This window comes from uncultured Lactobacillus sp., from assembly GCF_947367085.1.
GTDB lineage: Bacteria > Bacillota > Bacilli > Lactobacillales > Lactobacillaceae > Lactobacillus.
This window is the reverse complement of sequence record NZ_CANBCP010000022.1, coordinates 22,266-28,525: the sequence shown is the minus strand read 5'-3', so window position 1 is coordinate 28,525 and position 6,260 is coordinate 22,266. Positions and strand designations below refer to the sequence as shown.

6 protein-coding genes are annotated in these 6,260 nt (G+C 35.3%); 5 read left to right on the top strand and 1 reads right to left on the bottom strand.

Annotated features, from left to right (window positions below):
- Positions 1 to 232: 232 nt before the first annotated feature.
- Positions 233 to 2,839 carry a bifunctional acetaldehyde-CoA/alcohol dehydrogenase gene (gene adhE / locus Q0Y70_RS05240; protein WP_297817739.1) on the top strand — a complete coding sequence of 869 codons (2,607 nt, stop codon included), beginning with the start codon at positions 233 to 235 and terminating at the stop codon, positions 2,837 to 2,839.
- A gap of 144 nt (positions 2,840 to 2,983) precedes the next feature.
- Here the strand turns inward: adhE and Q0Y70_RS05235 are convergent, their stop codons facing one another.
- The gene (locus Q0Y70_RS05235; protein WP_297817736.1) at positions 2,984 to 3,385 is read right to left on the bottom strand and encodes a hypothetical protein; all 402 of its coding nucleotides are present in this window, start codon (positions 3,383 to 3,385) and stop codon (positions 2,984 to 2,986) included.
- A 274-nt stretch (positions 3,386 to 3,659) separates the two neighbouring features.
- Between Q0Y70_RS05235 and Q0Y70_RS05230 the strand changes: the two genes are divergently transcribed.
- The 4 genes from Q0Y70_RS05230 to Q0Y70_RS05215 all read left to right on the top strand — a co-directional run bounded on the left by Q0Y70_RS05230 (position 3,660) and on the right by Q0Y70_RS05215 (position 6,138).
- Positions 3,660 to 4,385, top strand: coding sequence for a carboxymuconolactone decarboxylase family protein (locus Q0Y70_RS05230; RefSeq protein ID WP_297817731.1), 726 nt, complete (start codon positions 3,660 to 3,662; stop codon positions 4,383 to 4,385).
- An 81-nt stretch (positions 4,386 to 4,466) separates the two neighbouring features.
- Positions 4,467 to 5,432 carry a Gfo/Idh/MocA family protein gene (locus tag Q0Y70_RS05225; protein WP_297817745.1) on the top strand — a complete coding sequence of 322 codons (966 nt, stop codon included), beginning with the start codon at positions 4,467 to 4,469 and terminating at the stop codon, positions 5,430 to 5,432.
- Positions 5,433 to 5,557: 125 nt separating this feature from the next.
- Positions 5,558 to 5,803 (top strand): type II toxin-antitoxin system HicA family toxin, encoded by a 246-nt coding sequence (locus Q0Y70_RS05220; protein ID WP_297817727.1) that lies wholly within the window; start codon positions 5,558 to 5,560, stop codon positions 5,801 to 5,803.
- Positions 5,803 to 6,138 carry a type II toxin-antitoxin system HicB family antitoxin gene (locus tag Q0Y70_RS05215; protein ID WP_297817724.1) on the top strand — a complete coding sequence of 112 codons (336 nt, stop codon included), beginning with the start codon at positions 5,803 to 5,805 and terminating at the stop codon, positions 6,136 to 6,138. The genes Q0Y70_RS05220 and Q0Y70_RS05215 overlap by 1 nt, the downstream gene beginning before the upstream one ends.
- Positions 6,139 to 6,260: the final 122 nt, after the last annotated feature.

Below are 6,260 nucleotides of genomic sequence, written 5' to 3'. Positions count from 1 at the left end.
ATATATATCTATTCAAAAAGACATTTTTAAATCACAATCTAACTATGTGAAAATATTTTCAATTTTCAAATTATTGTAAGCGATAACATCGCTGAGCAACTAGCATTCTTACTTTTTATAACATTGTGAATTTGAGAAAAAGTGAGCAAGAGTATTTACAAAACTATCTTAACTAGACTATACTGGCTTTGATCAATAAATCACAATGTAATAGTTTGTAGGAGGCCCATTAATGGTGCAAGAAAGTAAAGCTACAAAAACTGAAAATCAAATTGATGTTGACAAAATGATCAATGGTTATGTGGAAAAAGCACATAAAGCATTGGATATTATGTCTACTTTTACTCAAGAACAAGTCAATAAGATCTGTGAAGCAATTGCAACAGCAGGTGAGCAGAATAATTATTTACTTGCTAAGATGGCTGTCGAAGAAACTGCTCGTGGCGTAGTTGAAGATAAGGCAATTAAAAATATGTTTGCCAGTGAAAATATCTGGAACTCTTTACGTCATGAAAAAACAGTTGGTGTAATTGAAAAAGATAAAGAAAAACAATTAATTAAGATTGCAGAACCTAAAGGTGTGATTGCAGGTGTAACACCAGTTACTAATCCAACTTCAACTGTAATCTTCAAGGCTATGCTTGCTATGAAGACTAGAAATACAATTATTTTTGGTTTTCACCCACAAGCTCAAAAATGTTGTGTTAAAACAGCGGAAATTATCAGACAAGCTGCTATTGAAGCTGGAGCTCCAGAAAATTGCATTCAATGGATTGAACATCCTAGTTTGGAAGCTACCAGCAAATTAATGGATCACCCTAATGTCCAAACTATCTTAGCAACTGGTGGACCGGGGATGGTTAAGGCTGCTTATTCTTCAGGCAAGCCTGCGATTGGCGTGGGTCCTGGTAATGGTCCATCTTACATTGAAAAGACAGCTAATGTGGCGGAATCAGTCTATGATATTGTTTTATCTAAGACTTTTGACAACGGGATGATCTGTTCATCTGAAAACTCCGTTGTTGTTGATTCGGATATTTATGATCAAGTTAAAGATGAATTTAGCAAATGGAACTGTTACTTCTTAAAGCCAGATGAGATCAAAAAATTTGAAGAAAACTTTATCGATCCAAAAAGAGGAACTGTCGCAGGTCCAATTGCTGGTAAATCAGCCTATGAGATTGCAAAATTATGCGGTGTCACTGTGCCTAAAGATACGAAGGTTATTATCGCCGAATACCATGGGGTAGGTCCGAAGTATCCTTTGTCTGCAGAAAAATTATCACCTGTCTTTACGATGTACAAGGCTCAAGATCATGATGATGCATTTAAGATTTGTCGTGATCTTTTGAATTATGGCGGTCGCGGACATACTGCAGGTATTCACTCACAAGATAAAAAGATCATTGATGCCTTTTCTAATGAAATGGATGCTTGCCGTATCTTAGTAAATTCACCAGCCTCTGTAGGTGGAGTCGGAGATCTTTACAACAATATGTTGCCATCACTTACCTTGGGAACTGGCTCTTATGGAGCAAATACCTTCTCACACAACATTGGAGCAATGGACTTGCTCAATATCAAGACTGTAGCAACACGTAGAGATAATATGCAGTGGGTAAAGGTGCCAAGCAAGACATATTTTGAACACAACGCTGCCAATTACTTAAAGCATATGCCAGATGTGGAAAGATTTTTTATCGTAACTGATGAAAAAGTTGCATCGAAGTTTGCAAATGAAATTACTGATATTATTAGTCAACGTCGCGGACGTAAGAGCTATGAAGTATTTCAGGCTGTGCCAAAAGATCCAACTACGGCAACGATTGCTGACGGTGTTCACAGAATGAATATCTTTAAGCCAGATGTTGTAATTGCAATCGGTGGTGGTTCTGTAATGGATGCTGCTAAAGCAATGCGTCTATTTTATGAAAATCCTCAAATGACTTTCGATGAAGCTACTCAAAAATTTCTGGACATTCGTAAAAGAACGGTTAGATTTCCCAAATATAATGCTATCCAATTAGTATGTATTCCAACTACATCAGGTACCGGTTCTGAAGTTTCACCATTTGCGATTATTACCAATGATAAAACTGGTATTAAATCAACCTTGTGTGATTACTCACTCAACCCGGATGTTGCAATAGTTGACGATCAATTTGTAGAAGATCTACCAAAGGAATTAGTTGCAAATTCTGGTTTTGAAGCTTTAGCTCACGCTATTGAAAGTTATGTTTCAACGATGGCAACAGACTTTACTCGAGGCTGGTCGATGGAAGCTATTAAGCTGATCTTTGAAAATCTTGAAAAATCATATAATGGTGATCAAGCTGCTAGAAGTAGAATGCATAATGCTGCTACTTTAGCTGGAATGGCTTATGCAAATGCCTTCTTAGGTGTCGGACATGCGATGGCACATGCATTGGGATCTACTTATAATATTGCTTCCGGTTTAAGTGATGCGATAGTGTTACCATCAGTGATCAAATTTAATTCTAAGCGTCCAAGAAAATTAGCGATGAGACCACATTATTCTGTTTATCGGGCAGATAGTGATTATGCAGAAATTGCTCGTAGTCTTGGAATTAAAGGCAATGATAATCAAGAATTAATTAATGGTTTGGTTAGGAGAATTGTGGATTTGGCACATGCAGTAGGAATGAAGTTGAGCTTGAAAGAAAATGGCGTAGATGAAGCAAGCTTCAATGAAAATGTCGCTAAATTGGCAGTTGAAGCTTATGGCGATCAAAACGTTGTAACTAATCCTTCTGCATTGTTAATCAGTGAAATTGCGGAATTATTGAGACAGGTTTATTCTAATAAGGAATTAAGATAGTAACTCTCGCTCTTTAAATCGAAAATAACAAAATAAATTTCAAAAATAATAAAAGTTAAAAAAAGGCAATTGGATCAAACTTCCAATTGCCTTTTCTTTAGGAAAAATATTTTATGAGCTTTGTTTTTTTGCTTCAGATCTTAATTAAAACTTGTGAGCTTTCTTTAAGATGTCTTCAGCTTTTTCAAGGGAGTGGTGTTCTGCTCTGTAACGCTTGATGTCGTAGCCATCTTCGTCCTTTAAGTGACTTAATTTGTCTTCCAATTCAGCAAATTCATCCTTAAGGTCCTTAATTACACCGGCTTCATCTTCAGTGTAAATAGCGTCCTTTTCGTCACCCTTTGCTTCGATCTTAACGTTGTCTTCGCTAACTTTCTTAGCGTGCTTTAAGATTGACTTGATGTCTTTGATAGTTTCGTGTTGAGCAGTACGGTGTCTCTTATCAGGTTCGCTATCTTCGATCTTAGTCAAGTGACTTTCTGCATCTGCAATCTTCTTTGAAATTCTATCCAAAGCTTTTAATTGTCTCTTGTCATAATCTGCCATAATAAATTACCTCCTGGATTAATATATTCACTTAAGACATCTTAAGTGTAAAACCTACCTATCTGTGGAGCAAATAAAAGCACCTAATATTCCAATAATATATGCATATTCTTTTGTTACATATATTTTAAATAATTAGTATACAAAATTGTAAAATTTGTATAGCTTAGAGGCATAATAACTAATACAAAAAAGATATTTTAAATACAAGAAATACTATTTTACAATGAATTTTGAAAATAGATAGGCATAAATTTTATTAGGAGGATAGACAATGAGCATTAGCGAAGCTGGAAAAAACGTACATGCACAATTTTTAAAGCAGACAGACCCACAAGCTTGGGAGAGAATTAGTCACTTTACTTTTGAGGAAGTTCAAGAAGATGTAGATTTACCTTCAAAAACCAAACTGTTATCGAATTTAGCATATTTATTAGGGATGCAGGGCTTAGAGGAATATAAGTTAATGTTAACTGTAGCACTAGACAATGATGTCAGTCCGGTAGAGACCAAAGAAGTGCTATATCAAGCAGTTGACTATTTAGGGTTAGGAAGAGTCTTTCCATTTTTTGAAGCGACCAATAAAATTTTGCTTGATCGCAATGTGAAGCTTCCTCCTGAAACTCAAGCAACAACTACAATGAAAAATCGTTTAGCAAAAGGTGAAGAAACCCAAATGCGGTTATTTGGACCACAAATGAAAGACTTTGCTAAAAAAGGAACGATTAACAAATGGCTTGTGGATAACTGTTTTGGTGACTATTACACCAGAAAAGGTCTAAATGATAAGCAACGAGAGATGGTTACTTTTTGTTATCTTGCTGCCCAAGGTGGATGTGAGCCTCAATTATTATCACATGCCAAAGCAAATATGGGTTTAGGAAATGATAAAGAATTTTTGACAAAAGTTGTCTTAAGCAATGTGCCTTTCATTGGCTATCCTCGCAGTTTGAATGCGATTAGGATCATTAACCAAGCAGCTCAAGAAATGGATAAATAATAAATTTAGAGAGAAAAAGTAAGTGCTTTCTCTCTTTTTTTGTATAATTAAAGTAGGTGGTTATGAAAGGAACTTTTTATGATTAATTTAGGTATTGTGGGTTCAGGGATGATTGTGCATGACTTTTTGTCAATTGCCGATCAAGTTCCTGACTTAAATTTGGCAGCAATTTCGACAACTAAGCGCAGTGAAAAAATTGGAGTGCAGCTTGCTCAAGAGTATGGGATTGATCATCACTATACTGATAATGACGAACTTTATAATGATGAAAATGTGAATACAGTTTATGTGGCTGTGCCGAATAATCTGCACTACGAAGTAGCAAAGGCTGCCCTGCTTGCAGGTAATAATGTAATTTGCGAAAAACCATTTGTGGATACAGCCGAGCAAGCACAAGAATTGAAAAAGATTGCAGATGAAAAGGGCGTCTTTTTGGTTGAAGCAATTACAAATATTTACTTGGCTAACTTTGCTTATTTGAAAGATAACTTAGCAAAAATTGGCCCGGTACATGATGTAGCACTCAATTATACACAGTATTCCAGCAGATACGATGATTTCTTAAAGGGGATTATCAAGCCAGTCTTTGATCCAGCAAAAGATGGTGGCGCCTTGATGGATATTGGAATTTATAATATCCACCTGGCAGTTGGTTTGTTTGGTGTCCCACAAGCGATTCAATATTTCCCAGTTATGCAAAAAGGGATTGATACGTCAGGTACTTTAATGCTTTCGTATCCAGGGATGCAAGCTAGTTTATTGGCTGCTAAAGATTCGTATGTGACTGATCAATGGTCTTATATCGAGGGCGAAAAGGGTACCTTGAAGATAAAGGGTTCAATTGGTCAGCTTAATGAAGTTGAGCTCGATTTAAAGGGTGCTAAGCCTGAAAAAGTTGAACTTAATAAGTATAATGATCGTATGGTTGCTGAATTTGTTGAATTTAGCCGGATGTTTAAGGAAAATGATAAGCAAGCTGGCGATAATGCTTTTGAGCATTCATTGGAAGTTTTGAAAGTTTTGCAGACAGCAAAGAAGCAAAAATAGATTTTTACCACGTAGTTTAGACTGCGTGGCTTTTTTATTTTGAGGTAAAAAGCAATATGCAAAAACTGTGATTGCTGGTATAATATTTTGTAACTAAATATAGTTGCAAAAGTGAGAATGGTATAATGGTTAATCATAAAAGAACAATTGAAAAAATAAAATCTGAATCGGTGAGCATTACTTTTACTGAAGTTGAGTCGTTACTGGAATGGTTAGGTTATAAAAAGCTTAATAAAGGCAAGACTAGTGGTTCACGGGTTAAATTTATAAAAGAAAACAAACCTATTTACTTGCATAAACCACATCCACAAAAAAATTTACTTAAGTATCAAGTAAAAGAAATAAAAAATAATTTACGAGGTGAAATATAATGAAAAAAGAATTGTCATACAAAGGTTACTATGGATCTGTTGAATATTCACTAGATGATGATATTCTCTTTGGTAAAGTTATTGGAATCAATGGACTCTTGTCATATGAAGGCAAAACCATCGATGAACTTCGGACTGATTTTCAAGATGTTGTTGATGAATACTTAGAAGATTGTAAGATTCAGGGAATTAAACCACAAAAGTCGTATAAGGGTTCATTCAATGTTAGAATTAGTCCTGAATTACACATGAAAGCTGCTATTTATGCAGCAAGTAAAGATGAATCACTGAATAGCTTAGTTGAAGAAGCGATCGAAAAGTATGTTCATGATTAAAAATAGATTTTTACCACGTAGTTTAGACTGCGTGGCTTTTTTATTTTGAGGTAAAAAGCAATATGCAAAAACTATGATTGCTGGTATAATACACAACAGAATATATGTTCGAAAGAAGGCGA

Bases quoted from the DNA above. Each gene is read 5' to 3' on its own strand.
- Q0Y70_RS05215 (WP_297817724.1), top strand. From the start codon at position 5,803: ATGAAAAAAGAATTGTCATACAAAGGTTACTATGGATCTGTTGAATAT.
- Q0Y70_RS05220 (WP_297817727.1), top strand. From the start codon at position 5,558: ATGGTTAATCATAAAAGAACAATTGAAAAAATAAAATCTGAATCGGTG.
- Q0Y70_RS05230 (WP_297817731.1), top strand. From the start codon at position 3,660: ATGAGCATTAGCGAAGCTGGAAAAAACGTACATGCACAATTTTTAAAG.
- Q0Y70_RS05235 (WP_297817736.1), bottom strand. From the start codon at position 3,385: ATGGCAGATTATGACAAGAGACAATTAAAAGCTTTGGATAGAATTTCA.
- adhE (WP_297817739.1), top strand. From the start codon at position 233: ATGGTGCAAGAAAGTAAAGCTACAAAAACTGAAAATCAAATTGATGTT.